The organism is Microbacterium sp. TNHR37B (genome assembly GCF_001620065.1).
Taxonomy (GTDB): domain Bacteria; phylum Actinomycetota; class Actinomycetes; order Actinomycetales; family Microbacteriaceae; genus Microbacterium.
On sequence record NZ_LQGV01000004.1, the window covers coordinates 1 to 14,765 of the forward strand.

General features: G+C 72.6%; 16 protein-coding genes and 1 pseudogene. 6 read left to right on the top strand and 11 right to left on the bottom strand.

Annotated elements, in window-relative coordinates; translation table 11 throughout:
• Positions 1-87: 87 nt before the first annotated feature.
• Positions 88-936 carry a UbiA family prenyltransferase gene (locus AVP41_RS14235; RefSeq protein ID WP_067166078.1) on the top strand — a complete coding sequence of 283 codons (849 nt, stop codon included), beginning with the start codon at positions 88-90 and terminating at the stop codon, positions 934-936.
• Here the strand turns inward: AVP41_RS14235 and AVP41_RS14240 are convergent.
• From AVP41_RS14240 to AVP41_RS14260, 5 genes are all read right to left on the bottom strand, one after another.
• On the bottom strand, positions 920-2,113 hold the full coding sequence (locus AVP41_RS14240) for an FAD-dependent oxidoreductase (protein ID WP_067166080.1): 1,194 nt from the start codon (positions 2,111-2,113) through the stop codon (positions 920-922). The two genes, AVP41_RS14235 and AVP41_RS14240, sit on opposite strands and share 17 nt — an antisense overlap.
• Complete coding sequence (locus AVP41_RS14245; protein ID WP_067166082.1) at positions 2,106-2,807, bottom strand: methyltransferase domain-containing protein; 702 nt, start codon at positions 2,805-2,807, stop codon at positions 2,106-2,108. Before AVP41_RS14245 ends, AVP41_RS14240 begins: the two co-directional genes overlap by 8 nt.
• Positions 2,804-3,997, bottom strand: coding sequence for a type III polyketide synthase (locus AVP41_RS14250; RefSeq protein ID WP_067166086.1), 1,194 nt, complete (start codon positions 3,995-3,997; stop codon positions 2,804-2,806). The genes AVP41_RS14245 and AVP41_RS14250 overlap by 4 nt, the downstream gene beginning before the upstream one ends.
• Positions 3,998-4,094: 97 nt before the next feature.
• Positions 4,095-4,691, bottom strand: a complete 597-nt coding sequence (locus AVP41_RS14255; protein ID WP_067166089.1) for a nitroreductase family protein — start codon at positions 4,689-4,691, stop codon at positions 4,095-4,097.
• Between the two features lie 107 nt (positions 4,692-4,798).
• On the bottom strand, positions 4,799-5,305 hold the full coding sequence (locus AVP41_RS14260) for a small multidrug efflux protein (RefSeq protein ID WP_067166092.1): 507 nt from the start codon (positions 5,303-5,305) through the stop codon (positions 4,799-4,801).
• A 159-nt stretch (positions 5,306-5,464) separates the two neighbouring features.
• Here AVP41_RS14260 and AVP41_RS14265 point away from each other — a divergent pair, with 159 nt between their 5' ends.
• Positions 5,465-6,697, top strand: coding sequence for a sensor histidine kinase (locus AVP41_RS14265; protein ID WP_067166095.1), 1,233 nt, complete (start codon positions 5,465-5,467; stop codon positions 6,695-6,697).
• Positions 6,694-7,296: a response regulator transcription factor gene (locus tag AVP41_RS14270; protein WP_067166097.1), complete on the top strand. Its 603-nt coding sequence runs from the start codon at positions 6,694-6,696 to the stop codon at positions 7,294-7,296. Before AVP41_RS14265 ends, AVP41_RS14270 begins: the two co-directional genes overlap by 4 nt.
• A 111-nt stretch (positions 7,297-7,407) precedes the next feature.
• Here AVP41_RS14270 and AVP41_RS14275 read toward each other — a convergent pair whose 3' ends face one another.
• The 5 genes and pseudogenes from AVP41_RS14275 to AVP41_RS17145 all read right to left on the bottom strand — a co-directional run.
• Positions 7,408-8,514: an ABC transporter permease gene (locus AVP41_RS14275; RefSeq protein WP_067166100.1), complete on the bottom strand. Its 1,107-nt coding sequence runs from the start codon at positions 8,512-8,514 to the stop codon at positions 7,408-7,410.
• Entirely contained in the window at positions 8,511-9,395 is an 885-nt protein-coding gene (locus tag AVP41_RS14280) for an ABC transporter ATP-binding protein (protein WP_067166103.1), read from the bottom strand. The genes AVP41_RS14275 and AVP41_RS14280 overlap by 4 nt, the downstream gene beginning before the upstream one ends.
• Before the next feature lie 260 nt (positions 9,396-9,655).
• Complete coding sequence (locus AVP41_RS14285; protein ID WP_082829269.1) at positions 9,656-10,348, bottom strand: response regulator; 693 nt, start codon at positions 10,346-10,348, stop codon at positions 9,656-9,658.
• On the bottom strand, positions 10,345-10,908 hold the full coding sequence (locus AVP41_RS17065) for a sensor histidine kinase (RefSeq protein ID WP_331709397.1): 564 nt from the start codon (positions 10,906-10,908) through the stop codon (positions 10,345-10,347). Before AVP41_RS17065 ends, AVP41_RS14285 begins: the two co-directional genes overlap by 4 nt.
• A 196-nt stretch (positions 10,909-11,104) precedes the next feature.
• A pseudogene (locus AVP41_RS17145) lies at positions 11,105-11,458 on the bottom strand (DUF7134 domain-containing protein); the annotation flags it as partial.
• A 141-nt stretch (positions 11,459-11,599) separates the two neighbouring features.
• On the opposite strand from AVP41_RS17145, the gene AVP41_RS14295 reads away from it, so the two are divergent.
• Together AVP41_RS14295 and AVP41_RS14300 are read left to right on the top strand one after the other, a co-directional pair.
• On the top strand, positions 11,600-12,160 hold the full coding sequence (locus AVP41_RS14295) for an NADPH-dependent FMN reductase (protein WP_067166105.1): 561 nt from the start codon (positions 11,600-11,602) through the stop codon (positions 12,158-12,160).
• Between the two features lie 31 nt (positions 12,161-12,191).
• The gene (locus tag AVP41_RS14300) at positions 12,192-12,839 is read left to right on the top strand and encodes a dihydrofolate reductase family protein (RefSeq protein ID WP_067166108.1); all 648 of its coding nucleotides are present in this window, start codon (positions 12,192-12,194) and stop codon (positions 12,837-12,839) included.
• Here the strand turns inward: AVP41_RS14300 and AVP41_RS14305 are convergent.
• Positions 12,836-13,675, bottom strand: a complete 840-nt coding sequence (locus tag AVP41_RS14305; protein ID WP_067166110.1) for an exodeoxyribonuclease III — start codon at positions 13,673-13,675, stop codon at positions 12,836-12,838. The genes AVP41_RS14300 and AVP41_RS14305 overlap by 4 nt on opposite strands.
• Positions 13,676-13,938: 263 nt before the next feature.
• On the opposite strand from AVP41_RS14305, the gene AVP41_RS14310 reads away from it, so the two are divergent.
• Positions 13,939-14,385 carry a hypothetical protein gene (locus AVP41_RS14310; protein WP_197464365.1) on the top strand — a complete coding sequence of 149 codons (447 nt, stop codon included), beginning with the start codon at positions 13,939-13,941 and terminating at the stop codon, positions 14,383-14,385.
• Positions 14,386-14,765 lie beyond the last annotated feature (380 nt).

Consider the following 14,765-nt stretch of genomic DNA (forward strand, 5'->3'; position numbering starts at 1 on the left):
AGCGGGCGGCGCGGTGCGGGCGGCGCGGGCGGCGCGGGCGGGGCGGATCGCGGCGGGCGGGGGCGGCGGGCGGGGTAGCGTCGGGGCATGACGTCGACGGCCATCCGCGCCCTGTGGGGAGCCTCGCATCCCGGACCGTCGCTGGTCGTCACGGTCTTGTCGCTCGCGCTCGGGATCGCGGCGGGCGTGGAGCCGTGGCGACTCGCCGTGCTGACGGCCTCGGTGCTGGCGGGGCAGTTCTCCGTGGGCATCTCCAACGACGCGATCGATGCGCGCCGCGACGCGCAGGTCGGCCGCACCGACAAGCCGATCGCGCGAGGCGACGTCGGCCTCCGGGTCGCGTGGTCGGTCGCTTTCGCGTCGGCACTGATGGCGCTCGCCCTTTCCGCCGTGCTGGGCATCGGGCTTCTCGGGGTGCATGCGGTGGCGCTGGCCTCCGCCTGGTCGTACAACGCCGGACTCAAGAACACGCCGATCTCCGTCCTGCCGTTCATCGTCAGCTTCGGGCTGTTTCCTTCCTTCGCGACGCTCGCCGCCACCCCGCCGGGCTTTGCCGCGCCGTGGGCTGCGGTGGCCGGCGGCGCCCTGGGCACCGCGGTGCACCTGACGAACGTGCTTCCCGATCTCGACGACGATGCGCGCACCGGGATCCGGGGCCTCCCGCACCGGCTGGGCGTGCGGGTGGCGTCGATCCTGGCGGCGACGGGAATCCTTCTCGGAGCGGTCGCGGTGCTCCTCGGCCCGGTGATCGGCGGGCCTCAGCCGCGCGCGACGATCACGCCCGTGTCGTGGGCGTTCTTCGGGGGCGTGGCGCTGGTCGCGCTCCTCACCCTGGTGCGCGCTCTCCGACGTCCGCCGGCCCGCGTGCTCTTCCGCTTGACGATGCTGTCAGCTCTCCTCCTGGCCGCGCAGTTGGTGGCTACCTCCGCCGGGTGACCGCGGACGCGTCGCGATCGAAACCCATCGCGTACGCGTGAGCGAACAGGCGGCCAGACGGGCCGGCGAGCATCAGCCGCACCATCGCGGAGCGCGCGGTGTCGCGGAGCGGCGCCTCCGGACGCCCCCGTGTGGGACGTCCCAGGGTCGGACGTCCCAGGGCTGTGTTGGCCGTCGCGAGTGCCGCGGCGACGCGCGCCGACTGCACGCGCCGCCGCTCCCAGGCCTCCAGCTCCGCATCGGGGGCGGTGCCCGTCCGCACCCAGTGGGTGAGAAGCGGTGCGAGACCGACGGCGTCGAGGAGGCCCAGGTTCATCCCCTGCCCGCCGATCGGACTCACCTCGTGGGCGCCGTCGCCGACCACGACGATGCGGTCGCGGCGCAGGCGTGGCGCCACGACCCGGCGCACGCGGAAGGTTGACGCTGATGAGTCCACCTCGACCGACCTGCGCCCCCGCTCCGCGATCGCGTGCTGCAGGCGGCGTGCGGCCTCGTGCGGGGCGGGGTCGTCGCCGCGTCCGTCCCATGCGACGAATCTCCGACGGGAGCCGGGGAGGGGGAAGGACTCGAGCACGCCGTCCGGGGCGAGCGTGACGACGGCGACGTCGGCCTCCGCGCCCGGATCGACATCGAGGTCGGCCATGACGTACCGGTCGGGGTAGTGCCGCACCGCGGCCGCCCCGGGCCGGTAGACGAGGTCGCGTCCGCCCGCGCCCGTCGCCACGACGACGACCGCTGCGGACCACTCCCGCTCGCCGTTCTCGCCCTCCGCGAGAACGCTCACGCGGTCCCCCTCGAGTCGTACCTCTCTGACCGTGACGCCGCGCAGCGGAACGGGGGCACCGACGCCCAGCGCCTCCTCGGTGAGGGGTTGCGGAAGCGTCGCGACGAAGGGGAACCGCGTCGACAGGCGGTCGAATCGGACGGTGCCCAGCAGTCGCCCTGCGCCGTCGCGGGCCTCGCCCCGGTGCACACGGACGGCGGAGGCGAGGATCCGCTCGGCGTGTCCGCTCGGCTCCAGCGCTGCGAGCACGGGCGCATGGATGCCGATGGCGCGGGAGTGGCGCCCTCGGTCGGCGCGTCGTTCGAGCAGCAGCACGTCGACGCCGCGGAGTCCCAGCTGTGCCGCGAGGGTCAGCCCCACCGGCCCGGCGCCGACGACGATGACCTCAGGCACGGCCCGCCCCGACCGCCAGCACCCGGAAGGGCGCGGGGGCTTCGACGCGCCAGCCCGCTCCGAGCGCGGCGGCCAGCTCGTCGGGATGGTAGCTCCGGCGGATGGAGCGCAACCCGTCGGTGCGGAGGAACGTCCCGGGTGCGAGCGGCGTGATCCCGACGGCGTACAGCGCGTAGGCCAGTCGCCCCCGCCGGATGTCGGCATGCAGTACCGGGCCGCGGGAGAGGGCGAGTGAGTCGTCGGCGAACTGCGTGAGCGCGGGCGCGGCGAGGTGGTGGAGCACGTGGTTGGAGAGGACCAGGTCGAAGGTCTCGCCGCTGCCCCGCAGCTCGGTCGAATCGGCGCGGCGGAACCGCACGTCGTCGCGTTCGCGCTCCATCGCGACGTCGAGCGCGCGGGGATCGGGATCGATGCCGAGCCACTGCGCCGCCAGTCCGTCGCGACGCGCGAGGGCGGCGAGCCGCGACACGACGTCGCCGCCGCCGCAGCCGATGTCGAGCACCCGCGCCGCCGTGCCGTGCGGGGCGCGGGCGAGGATCGCCGGGCGGACGTGGCTGCGGTAGAGGCGGTCCCAGGCCGACACGAGACGGTTGACCGCGCCGAAGCGGCGCAGCGTGGCGGCCAGTCGCTCGGGGTCGCAGGCGGGGTCGTCCATGAGCTCGCGCAGCGCGGTGTCGCGGTCGCGCAGGCTCACGGCGCGACGGCCCCGACCGAGGAGAGCGGCACGTCGGCCCGCCGCGGCCGGGCTGCGTGGCGGGTGAGGAGCGCGGATTCCACCGTCAGCCCCGGACCGAAGGCGAGGGCGGCGATGCGTCGGGTCGCCGCCGTGTCCACATCGTCGCCGACCGGCGCGGTCAGCTGCTCGGCCAGGATGAAGAGGATCGTCGCGCTCGACATGTTCCCGTAGTCCCTCAAGATCCGCCGGGACACCGCGAGCGCGTCGGGTGGGAGGGACAGGCCGCTCTCCACCCGGTCGAGCACGCTGCGCCCGCCGGGATGGACGGCCCACGCGTCCGGCGCGTCGCCGGCGAGGAAGCCTCCGACGGCCGCGCGGATCTCCCGTCCGATGATGCGGGGCACTTCGGCCGAGAGGGTCATCTCGAATCCGTGGTCGCCGATGGTCCAGGCCATGTCGTCCTCGCCCTCCGAGGTGACCGTCGTCGCGAAGCGATCCAGGTCGAGCCGGGGGCCGTCGTGGCCCGCGAGGACGTGGGGCGCAGCGGTCACCACGGCGGACGCTGCTCCGTCGGCGAACACGGAGGCCGCGACGATCTGTTCCGGGTCGGCGGAGGGGCGAAAGTGCAGCGTGCACAGCTCCGCGCAGACGACCAGCACCACGGCCTCGGGCCGTGCCGCACAGAGCGCGTCGGCCAGTCGGAGGGCGGGAAGCGCCGCCGCGCAGCCGACGAACCCCAGATGGAAGCGCTCGGTGGTGGCAGGAAGGCCCAGGTCGCGGACGAGGCGGTAGTCGGGCCCGGGCGCGAACAAGCCGGTGCACGAGACGGTGACGACGTGGGTCACCTCGCCGGGGGAGAGTCCGGCGCGGTCGAGGGCGTCGCGACCCGCCGCCGCGAACAGGGCGGGCGCCGTCCGCACGTATGCGGCGTTGCGCGCTCCCGTCGTGGGCCTCTGGAGCACGCCGTGTTCGTCGACGACGGGGAGCCCCCCGGGTGTCGCGTCTCCGGGAGGGCGGAGCGGATGCGGCGCGAGCGCCGACAGGACGGTGTGCCGGGTATCGATCGCCGCGGCGTCGAACGCGGCGTGCACGAGCCGGCGGGTGAGTCGGTCGACATCGGGCTGTTGCGCGAAGAGGTCGCGGACGTGATCCTGCGGCAGGCGGGTCGGCGGGACGGCCGTGCCGATGGCGAGGATGCTGGCGGTCATGGTTCACCGTAACCAGCCGAGGCGCCCGGCGCGACGGGCGTTGCGGATCCGCCGGGCACACGATATGCGGTGTCCGGCGGATCCGCCGGGTCGCGGGTCAGTCGTTGACGATGACGGTCTCAGCGATGGGTCGCCGCGTGCGCGGGGCCAGCTCCCGCTCACGGAGCGCTTCGGGGGCTGCTTCAATGTCGCCGAGCGCGCCGACGGCCATGACCGTCACGGCGGCGAGATCGTCGCCGAACCCGAACGCGCGCGCGATCGCCTCGCGGTCGAAGCCGCCCATCTGGTGGGTGTGCAGACCCGACGCGTGGGCCTGGATCGTGAAGTACGCGGCCGCTTGGCCCGCGTCGTACGACGCCCAGCCGAGGGGCTTGCCGTCGAGCGAGGTGGTCGTGGCGAACACGACGAGCGCGGCGGCGTCCGCGGCCCACGAACGGTTGAAGCCCATGAGAGCCTCCACGATCGCCGCGTGCGCGGTGCCCCCACGGCGGGCGACGACGAAGCGCCACGGCTGCGTGTTGTTGGCGGACGGAGCCCACCGCGCGGCCTCGAGCGCGCTGCTCAGGGCCTCTTCGTCGATCGGGGTCTGGGGGTCGAACACGCGTGTGCTCCAGCGCTCCGCCATCACATCGAGGATGGGGGCGTCGACATCGGCACGGTGGTCGGACGCGGGGTGGTCGAGGGTCATGCTCATGGCGTCTCCTTGGATTCATACGGTCGGGACGCCATCGGCCCATTCCATGCAACCGCATGCGTCGCGGGATTGTTCCCGACCTGACGCGACCCGCCCCGCGGCCGGGCTCAGCGCCCCCAGACCGCCGAGAGCACTCCGGTCGCGAGGAGGGTGAACACGGTCGTCCACCCCGCGATCGCCACAGCCTGCCAGGCGAGGATCCGTCCGCGGGCCACGCCGGCACCGGCCAGCATCACGGCGGTGAAATGCGTGGGCAGGAGCAGCGGGCCGAGCAGGCTCACGCCGGGGACGCCGTATCGGGAGAGGGCGCGCTGGAACTTCTGTCGTCGCGGAGACAGCTCGCGGGCGGTCTTGCTCCGTCCCGCGGTGACCGCCGTGCGCACACCGGCGCCGAGCAGCACGAGGAGCGTGACGCACACGAAGTTGCCGGTCGCTCCGGCCACGGCGGCGACGATGGGTGTCACCCCGCCGAGCACGCCGATGGCCGCTGCCCCCTCTCCTTCGATGAACGGCACCGCACCCGCGACCATGACCCCCAAGGGCTGCAGGGGTCCGGGAAGCTGCGCGACGAGATCCTGGAATCCGGCGATGAGATCGGCGAGAGGGCTGGACACGGGGTCTCCTTCATGAGGGCCGCCCTGGTGGCGGCGAGATGGGGTTGTTCCTCCAGTCCAGCCGCACGGGGAATCTGCGCCCAGTGCCGACGGTGCCCCTCCGGGCGGGAGAGCCGAGCGGTCGGAGGGTGACATTTGTCATGGCCGTACCCTGGGGCCATGACGAACGCGCGGCACGAGAAGGCTCCGCTGCGCCCCGGCCTCGCCTCCGGGCCCGGCGGCGTGACGGCCACCTGGTGGTACACGGTGCTGTCGGCCATGTTCTTCGCCGTCTCGGTGCTCTTCGTCTGGTTCTGGATCGCTCGTGCGACCGCCGCCGAGGCCCCCGCCCTCCTCGTGCTGTACGTCGCCGGGGCGTTGGTGTGGCTCGCCGCTCTGTCGCTCGCGTTGCGTGCCCCGTGGCGAGCGGAGGCGGAGCGACCCGCTCGCGCAGGGCGGAGCGTCACTCTCGCGGTCGCCGGCGTCGCCGCCGTCTCGGCAGGGTTCGGGGCCGGGAGCGTCACGCTGGCCCTTGCGCTCGTGGTCGGCATCGGTGTCCTGTCTCTTCCCCGCGGTGTCCGTGGCCGCGTCACCGTCGTGGCGACGCTCGTCGTGGCCGCAGGGGCGATCATCGAGAGCACGGCGGAGCGCTTCGGTGCCGCGGCGATCAGCTGGCTCGTGCCCTTCCTCTTCGCGACAGCCCTGCCGGGCGCCATCGTCAGCACGCTGTGGTGGTGGGAGATCGTGCGCGAACTGGACCGCTCCCGTGCCGCGCAGGCACGCCTGGCCGCAGTGAGGGAGCGACTGCGTCTGGCCGATGACGTGCACGACCTGCAGGGGCACCACCTCCAGGTCATCGCCCTGCAGCTCGAGCTCGCTCAGCGCCTCTTGATGACCGATCCGGAAGCAGCCCTCCGCCACCTCGCCGACGCGCAACGCTCGGTCGACGACGCGCGGGCCGGGACGCGCGCCCTCGCGACGCGTTTCCGTGGCGTCCCGCTCCCCGACGAGCTCGCCAACGCGGTCGACCTCCTCCGCGCGGCGGGAGTCGATGCGACTCTCGACGTGTCGGCGGATGCGGATGCGGCCCCCCGCGAGGCGCTCGGACCGGTCGTCCGTGAGGCGACGACGAACATCCTCAAGCACGGGGGCGGTGCCTGGGCCCGGCTGAGCCTGCACCGCGACGACGGACGGTGGCGATTCCGCGCCGCCAACGACGCCCCGGCCCCCGTCGGCGTGGGCGACACCGCGGAGGGGTCGGGTCTTCACGGCATGGCGAACCGGATCGCGCAGGCCGGCGGCGAGTTCTCGGCCGCCGCGCGCACGAGCGATCCGGGTGCGGCGGCCGAGGGAGCCGTCGCGGCCGAGTTCGTCCTGCAGGCGGCGGTCCCCGACGAGGGAGAGCCGCAGTGATCCGCGTGCTCATCGCCGACGACGAGGACATGATCCGCTCGGCCCTCTCCGCGCTCCTCCGCCTCGAGGGGGACATCGACGTCGTCGCGGAATGCCGCGACGGCGAAGAGGCGGTCGCCGAGGCGGTGCGCCTCGTCCCCGACGTCTGCCTGTTCGACGTGGAGATGCCCAGGCTCGACGGCATCGAGGCCGCCGCGCGGGTGCGCCGGGTCGTCCGCACCCGCATCGTGGCCGTCACCCGCCACGCCCGCCCCGGGGTGCTCCGCCGCGCGCTCGCCGCCGGCGTCGACGGGTTCCTGCCCAAATCGCGCCGCGCTCAAGACGTGGCCGAGGTGATCCGGCAGGTCGCGGCGGGCCGGCGCTACGTCGACCCCGAGATCGCGGCCGATGCCCTGTCCGACGAACGGTCTCCGCTCACCGACCGGGAGCTGGACGTGCTGCGCGCCGGTCGCCGCGGCGAGACGATCTCGCAGATCGCAGCGGTCCTGCATCTGTCGCCGGGGACGGTGCGCAACCACGTCTCCTCGATCCTCGGCAAGCTGCGCGTCGCGACCCGTCAGCAGGCCGCGATCGAGGCCGAGGAACGCGGCTGGATCTAGGCGCCCGCGCCGGTCGTCCGAGCGCCGGGCGTCATCGCGGGGGAAGACGCGCAACGACCGGGAGGCGATCCCCCCCCGGTCGTTGCGCGAGTGTCGTCGTCCCGAGACGCGCTACCCCTTGAGCGCCTCCGCGAGCTTCACGCGCGCGCCCATCCGCAGAAGGGAGTTCTCGTAGATCCGGGCGCCGACCATGATCGCCGCCACGCAGGTCGCCAGCAGGATCGCCAGCGACAGGAGCGGCTCCCACCACTGCGCCTCGCCGAGGAACACGCGCACCGGCATGCCGACGGGAGCCGAGAACGGCACGTACGACATGACCGAGAGGACCACCGGGTTGTCGTTGAAGAACACCACGAGGAAGTAGGGCGCCATCACGAGCATCGTCAGCGGCGTGGTCGTCGCCCCGATGTCCTCCTGTCGCGACACCATCGCGGCCGCCGCGGCGAACAGCGACGCGAGCAGGACGAATCCGAACAGGAAGAACACCGCGAACCAGACCAGTGGCGCACCGAGGCCGGTCAGGAGCGTGGACTGGTCCGTGACGGTCAGCCCGATGATCGCGATCGCGCCGAGTCCGACGATCTGGCCCATCGCCAGGACCGTGTTGCCGAGCACCTTGCCGGCCAGGAGGGCGCGGGTCGGGATGGCCGAGATCAGCAGCTCGACGACGCGCGTCTGCTTCTCCTCGACCACGCTCTGAGCGATCGTGGAGCCGAACGTGATCGCCGCCATGAAGAAGATGATGCCGAAGCCGAGAGCCACGAAGTAGCGCAGCATGAAGTCGACGCCGCCGGTCTCCAGCAGCTCGACGGGCGGGCTGATGCTCAGGAGCGGCATGAGGCCGCTCGGTACGGACTCGTTCGCGACGAGGGTGTAGCCGAACGGCTCCGCGCCACCGGGGATCAGGGCTGCGTCGACATCGCCCGAGCGCACGAGCTCACGTGCGGCGTCGGCGTCGGTGGCCTCGGTCACCTCCACGGCCGAGGTCAGCTCCGATACCGCGCCGGAGGTCTGTGGCGTGACGGCGACGGGGATCCTGCTGTCGGACTGTGCGGCGAACCCTCCCCACACGACGGCGACGAGCGCGATCGCGAAGAGGATCCCTGTCGAGATCAGGAACGCCTTGCTGCGGAGCTTGGATCCGATCTCCCGCTCGGTGACGAGCCAGACGCTCTGGCCGAAGGACGGGGCGGACGTGGAAGCAGTGGACGAGCTCACTGGATGACCTCCGTGAAGATCTGGGCAAGAGAGGGGTGTCGCGGCGCGAAGCTGGCGACGTCACCGCGCTCGAGGGCGCGTCGGAGGACCTGCTGAGCGGCCTCGTCGGAATCGGCGTCGAAGAGGGCGTAGCCGCCGTCGAACTCGATCACGTGCACGCCGGGCTCGTCGCGAAGCCAGCCCGCGTCGCCGGCCGAGACGAGCTCGAACCGCCGCTGCGCGTGCTGCGCGCGCAGCTCGTCCCGGCTGCCGTCGGCGCGGATCGTCCCCCCGGCGATGATGACGAGGTCGTCGCAGAGACGCTCGACCACGTCCAGCTGGTGCGAGGAGAAGAGCACGGCTGCACCGGCCGCGGCGCGCCGGTGCAGCACCTCGGCCACGACGTCGACCGCGAGGGGGTCCAGGCCCGAGAAGGGCTCGTCGAGGATCAGCACCTCCGGGTCGTGCACGAGCGCGGCGGCGATCTGCGCGCGCTGCTGGTTGCCGAGCGACAGGGTCTCGACGTTGTCCTCCAGACGCTCGCCGAGGCCGAGCTCCTCCAGCAGCGCCGTCGCGCGCGTCGTCGCCTCCGCCTTGGAGAACCCGTGGAGTCGCGCCAGGTAGACGATGTGTTCCCGCACCCGCATCTTCGGGTAGAGGCCGCGTTCCTCCGGCATGTAGCCGAACCGGCGGCGGTCGGCGCTCGTGACCGGCGCCCCGTGCAGGGTCACCTCGCCCGAGTCGCGGGCCAGCACGCCGAGGATGATGCGCATGGTGGTGGTCTTTCCCGCGCCGTTGCCGCCGACGAAGCCGGTCAGGCGGCCGGCGCCGACGGAGAACCCGACGTCGTCGAGCACACGGCGGCCGCCGTAGCTCTTGGTGATCCCGGTCAGTTCGAGCATTCGCTCCTCCTCCAGTGGTGTGATTCCACGCTAGGGAAGCTGCGGCGTCGGGGCCTCCGCCCCCGGGGGGAGATCCCGGGCTCCCCCGTGCGGGGGAGTGAGGGGGACGCCGCGTTCGGGACTCCGGAGATTCGTGTCGTGACGGGCACGTTGGTGCCCCGGGGTGGCGGTGGCGCGGCAGATTTCCGGAGTCGTGAACACCGCGCGCCGCGCGGTGCGGGCGTCGGCGTGGCGCGGGGCGGCGCGAGCGGCGCGGGGTGTCAGGCCAGTCCGTGGCGGTGGGCGTAGACCACGGCGGCGACGCGGTCGCGGGCGCCGAGCTTCTGCAGCACGTTCGAGACGTGGGTCTTCACCGTCGCCTCGCCGATGTAGAGCTCCTGAGCGATCTCCGCGTTGCTGAGCGCGGCGGCCAGCAGCCGCAGCACTTCGGCCTCGCGCTCGGTGAGCTCCACCGGCAGCGTCGGAGGAGCCGGACGAGACGCCCCGGCTCCCGGGGGCGTCGCCGGCGCGGGAGCGCCCTCCGCGACGGCGAACCGCTCGATCACCCGCTTGGTGACCGCCGGAGCGAGCAGCGCGTCGCCGGCCGCCGCCACCCGCACCGCCGTGATCAGTTCCTCGGGGCCGGCGTTCTTCAGCAGGAAGCCGCTGGCCCCCGCCGCCAGGGCCTGGAAGAGGTAGTCGTCACGGTCGAAGGTGGTGACGATGACGACCGAGGCCGCGACGGCGGGGTCGGAGGTGAGTCGTCGTGTGGCTTCCAGTCCGTCCATGTCGGGCATCTGCACGTCCATGCAGACGACGTCCGGTCGATGCGCGGACACCGCCGCCACCGCCTCCGCCCCGGTGCCGGCCTCGCCCACGACGACGATGTCGTCCTCGCTCTCCAGGATCATGCGGAACCCGGCTCGCATGACGGCGTGATCGTCGGCCAGCACGACGCGGATCGGCCCGCTCACGATGTCACCGCCAGGCTCGAGGCGGGCACCCGCACGCGCACCAGATATCCGTCGCCGCGGGGTCGAGGCCCGGCCTCGAGCGTGCCGCCCGATGCGGCCGCGCGTTCCCTCATCCCCACGAGCCCCAGACCCGGGCGCCCGCCGCCGCGGACGACGCCGGTGTTGGTCACGTCGAGCTCGACGGAGTCGCGGGTGTAGCGGAGGCGCAGGTCGGCGGTCGCTCCCGGTCCGCCGTGACGCCGGGCGTTCGTGAGCGCTTCCTGTGCGATGCGATACAGGTTCACCTGCACGAGTTCGGACTGCTCCACCGGGTCGCCGACCACCGTCAACGTGGTCGGCAGGCCGTTGGCGTTCGCGTGTTCGATGAGCTCCGGCAGGGCCGACAGGCGCAGGGTGGACCCGCCGGGGGTGTCGGCATCCGGCGTGCGCAGGGTGTCGAGGAGGTTCCGTAGTTCGTCGAGCGCCGCTCGCGCCGACGTCTCGACACCCGTGAGTGCCGTCCGGGCGGCGGCGGGGTCGCGTTCGAGCACGGCACGGGCGGCGCCGGCCTGCACCCCCATCGCCGACACGTGGTGGGCGACGACGTCGTGGAGCTCGCGGGCGAGCGGCGTTGACGAGGAACTGGATGAGGATCCAGGCGGCGAAGGGGGAGAACAAGCCCGCGCGGGACAGTCCGTTGTCGTCGGGCGCGGTCGCCGCCTGGAAGGTCGTCACCAGGAGCCAGAGGAACATCGCAGCGATCACGAGGAGCCGGACGAGCGTCGCGCGGCGTCGGTGGGAGACGGTTGCACCGACGGAGTACATCGCCGCGAAGAGCACGACGTTCGCGACGTACATCTCGGGGATGCGCGCCGAGACGCCGACGAAGAAGACGAGCGAGACGACGACGAGCACCGCCTCGGGGAAGCGCCGGCGGAGGGCGATCGGCAGAGTGAGGAGGGCGGCGTAGAGCAGCGACCATCCGAACGGCGGGGTGTCGGTGCCGTAGAAGCCCGCGATCTGACCGAGCCAGGAGCTGATGACGGCCGCGACGAACAGCCCGAGGGTCAGCCACGCGTCGCGACGCACCCGCGGGTCGTCGAGCAGGCGCGGCAGGGCGGGAACTCTCATCCTTCCAACGTAGGGTGCGGGGCCATGCCGAGCATCCCCCGTGCGGCGGAGGTGAAAGCGGTCGGCCGGGCGTGCAACCCCCTGTCGATCCGACCCGTGAACGGGCAGGGTGGGAGGGTCGGCCGATCGAAGGGAACCCACATGACCGCGAGCGTCTTCACCGTCGGACTGATCGTCGGATCCGCCTCGGAACACTCGCTCAACCGTCGCTACGCCGAGGCGCTTCGGCGGCTCGCGCCGGCTGCCGGGCTGGACGTCGTCGACATCCCCATCGCGCACCTGCCGTTCTACGGGACGCAGTACGACCGCGAATACCCGCAGGTGGGCGTCGACCTCAAGCGGGCGATCGACGAGGTGGACGGGCTCCTCATCGTCACGCCCGAGTACAACCGCTCGATCCCCGCGGTGCTGAAGAACGCCATCGACTGGGCGACCCGTCCGGGTGGGGAGTCGTCGCTCGCGGGGGTGCCGACGGCGGTGACCGGGGCGAGCAAGGGCGCCGTCTCCACGGCGGTCGCCCAGGCGCACCTGAAGTCGATCCTCTCCGCGCTCGGGGTTCCGTTGGTCGGTGTGCCCGAGGCGTACATCCGTGTCGACGACGGCTTCTTCGCCGATGACGGCTCCTTCGCGCGCGAGGGCACGTCGGAGTTCCTGGCGGGCTTCCTCTCGGCGCTGCACGACCTCATCGCACGGTGGCGCTGAACCGGGGACTCTCTGCGGGAAGGGAATCGTCATGACCGGACGGATCGTGATCGACATCTTCGCCACCCTCGACGGGGTGGGGCAATCGCCGGGCGGCGTGGAGGAGGACCTCGAGGGCGGGTTCCGCTCCGGCGGCTGGCAGGGACCCCTCTCCGACGATGCGGTCGGTCGGGAGGTGATGGCGGGCATCGAGGCCCTCGACGCGCTCCTTCTCGGACGCAAGACGTATGACATCTGGGCCTCGTACTGGCCGCGGTACCGGCAGGGGCCGGCGGATCCGATCGCGCAGAAGTTCAACCGTGTGCCGAAGTACGTCGCTTCCCGCGGACAGCCGCGTCTGGAGTGGGAGGGCTCGGTCCTCCTCGGCAGCGACGTGCTCGGCGAGGTGGCGGCGTTGCGGGCGAGGCACGCGGAGATCCATGTGGTGGGAAGCCTCGACTTCGCCCAGACCCTGCTGCGCGCCCAGGCGTTCGACGTGCTGAATCTGTGGACGTTCCCGATCGTGCTCGGTTCCGGAAAGCGTGTCTTCCCGCCCGGCGTCGAGCCTGCACGCTTGCGCTTGCTCGAGCCGCCGGTGGTCGCGTCGACAGGGGCGGTGCTGCTGCGATACGGCCCCGACGGTCGGCCGCGCTACGGCGACATCGACCCGGATCGGGGAACGCCGGTGCGGAGTGCCTAGAAGATCATCGGACGGTCGTCGTCGTCGGGGCCGTCGAGGTCGAGGTCGACGACGACCGGAACGTGGTCGCTCGGGATCTCGCCCTTGCGTTCGTTGCGGTGGATCGCCGCCCCCACGACCGCGTCGGCGAACGCCCGCGATCCGAGGATGAAGTCGATCCGCATGCCCTCGTTGCGCGGGAAGCGCAGCTGCTTGTAGTCCCAGTAGGTGAAGCCGGTGGGGACGAGGGGACGGACGGTGTCGGAGAGTCCGGCATCCAGCAGCGCCTGGAAGGCTGCGCGTTCGGGCGGCGAGACGTGGGTGGTGACGCCTTCGACGACGGTCGGATCGCCGTTGTCCTCGTCGGTGGGGGCGATGTTGAAGTCGCCGGTGAGGGCGAGCGCGAGGTCGGGATCGGCGGCAAGGGCGTCGCGCGTGTAGCCGCGCAGGGCCTCGAGCCATTCCAGCTTGTAGCGGTAGTGCGGATCGTCGAGCGAGCGTCCGTTGGGCACGTAGAGGCTCCACACCGTCACTCCGTCGATCGTCGCCCCCATCGCTCGCGCCTCTTGCGGGGCGCCGGGCCCGTCGTGCCCCTTGGCGAAGCCGGGCATGTTCGGGAAACCGATCTGGAGGTCGTCGATGGGGGCGCGGCTCGCGATCGCCACGCCGTTCCACTGGTTCAGCCCGTGGGCCTCCACCGTGTACCCGGCTGCCTCGAACTCGGCGTACGGGAACTGCTCGGGCTTGCACTTGATCTCCTGCATCGCCAGCACGTCGATGTCTTCGCGCACGGCGAACTCGACGGTACGGGTGACGCGGGCGCGGATCGAGTTGACGTTCCAGGTGGCCAGGCGCATGTATCCAGCGTATTGGTCCCCACCGACGTCCCGCCCGCGCGAGCGTGGCTCCGCTGTGCGGCCGTGCACAACGGCGGATGCCGAGGCCGACACGCCGTGGTCGACGGCTGATGTGCGGCGTGTCCCCCGCAGGCTCCGCCGTTGTGTCCAGGGGGGGAGTGAGGGTGGTGGGGTCCGGGGGTGGGAGGGGCCGTCGCGTGGCGTCGGGATAGTCCCGGCCAGACGCGCGGCGACGCAGGCGGCGGCGGAGTACGGTCGGCGCCATGACCGCCGCCGATCCCCCCGTCCGGCCCGTCGTCGCCCGCCGGCTTCGGATCGGGCTCCTGATCGTCGCGTGGTTCTCGCTCGCCTCCGCGCTCGCGGGGATGATCGGGCTGACGATCGGCGGGGGAATCGGCATTCCCCTCGAATGGCTCGACGGGTCCGTGTTCGACTCGTACGTCTGGCCCGGCGTGATCCTCGGCGTGGTCGTCGGTGGGGCGCAGGCGCTCGCCCTGGTCGCCGACCATCGACATTTCCGAGTCGCCCTCGGCCTCCACGCGGCCGCCGGCCTCGTCATGATGATCTGGATCTTCGTGGAGATCGCGATCCTGCTCGTGTGGTCGCCGTTGCACGGCATCTACTTCGCGGCCGGTCTGGTGCAGGTGGTCTTGGCGGTGCTGGCCCTCGGCGCCTGGCCGCGCCCGTTCCTCGCCCGCTCGCCGCGCTGACCTCTTCCCCCTCCCCTCCGGGCGGGGACACAACGGCGGACCGGGCGGGCGGCATCCCCTCCTCCCCGGGTGGGGACACAACGGCGGACCGGGCGGGCGGCACGCCGGGGGAGGAACCGGTGGAGGCGGCGTGTCGGGGTGGATCTCCGCCGTTGTGTACCACCGCAGCAGCGCAGCCACACTCCACACCGCGGGCACGCCACCATCCCTCCTCCCCGGGTGGGGACACAACGGCGGGCCGGGCGGGCGACACGCCGGGGGAGGAACCGGTGGAGGCGGCGTGTCGGGGTGGACCTCCGCCGTTGTGCACGCACCGCAGTGCACCGCCACCCGCCGCGTCACCACCACCCACCACCGCCGCACCACCGCACCACCGCGCG

Excerpts from the sequence above, each read along its gene's own strand:
- AVP41_RS14235 (WP_067166078.1), top strand. The coding sequence starts at position 88 with ATGACGTCGACGGCCATCCGCGCCCTGTGGGGAGCCTCGCATCCCGGA.
- AVP41_RS14250 (WP_067166086.1), bottom strand. The coding sequence starts at position 3,997 with ATGACCGCCAGCATCCTCGCCATCGGCACGGCCGTCCCGCCGACCCGC.
- AVP41_RS14255 (WP_067166089.1), bottom strand. The coding sequence starts at position 4,691 with ATGAGCATGACCCTCGACCACCCCGCGTCCGACCACCGTGCCGATGTC.
- AVP41_RS14265 (WP_067166095.1), top strand. The coding sequence starts at position 5,465 with ATGACGAACGCGCGGCACGAGAAGGCTCCGCTGCGCCCCGGCCTCGCC.
- AVP41_RS14280 (WP_067166103.1), bottom strand. The coding sequence starts at position 9,395 with ATGCTCGAACTGACCGGGATCACCAAGAGCTACGGCGGCCGCCGTGTG.
- AVP41_RS17065 (WP_331709397.1), bottom strand. The coding sequence starts at position 10,908 with ATGGGGGTGCAGGCCGGCGCCGCCCGTGCCGTGCTCGAACGCGACCCC.
- AVP41_RS14295 (WP_067166105.1), top strand. The coding sequence starts at position 11,600 with ATGACCGCGAGCGTCTTCACCGTCGGACTGATCGTCGGATCCGCCTCG.
- AVP41_RS14300 (WP_067166108.1), top strand. The coding sequence starts at position 12,192 with ATGACCGGACGGATCGTGATCGACATCTTCGCCACCCTCGACGGGGTG.
- AVP41_RS14305 (WP_067166110.1), bottom strand. The coding sequence starts at position 13,675 with ATGCGCCTGGCCACCTGGAACGTCAACTCGATCCGCGCCCGCGTCACC.
- AVP41_RS14310 (WP_197464365.1), top strand. The coding sequence starts at position 13,939 with ATGACCGCCGCCGATCCCCCCGTCCGGCCCGTCGTCGCCCGCCGGCTT.